Source organism: Parendozoicomonas verongulae, assembly GCF_009711465.1.
In the GTDB taxonomy this organism is placed as follows: Bacteria; Pseudomonadota; Gammaproteobacteria; order Pseudomonadales; family Endozoicomonadaceae; genus Sansalvadorimonas; species Sansalvadorimonas verongulae.
Window position 1 is genome coordinate 2,973 of the sequence record NZ_SMME01000697.1, and the last position, 224, is coordinate 3,196.

Sequence of the window (224 nt, forward strand, 5' to 3'; positions counted from 1 at the left end):
CCTGCCCACCGGCCGCCCGGGTGCGCAGTTGGATAAATATGTCCAGAGCCGCTTTCAGGTTGTCTGTACCTCCTATTAACTGGAGATGCCTTCCCAGAGCCAGTTCGATCGTCTTATCCTCACAGGGAGTGTTTACCTTCCCTCTGGCCGCCCGAGTGCGCAGCTGGGTATAGATGCCCAGGGCCGCCTTCAGATTATCGGTGCCACCCATAATCTGGAAATGT

Annotated in this window: 1 protein-coding gene; it reads right to left on the minus strand. The window is 56.7% G+C overall.

The window, feature by feature from the left end; genetic code table 11:
- A partial coding sequence (locus tag E1189_RS23400) for a hypothetical protein (protein WP_196221129.1) occupies positions 1 to 224 on the minus strand: 224 nt, incomplete at both ends.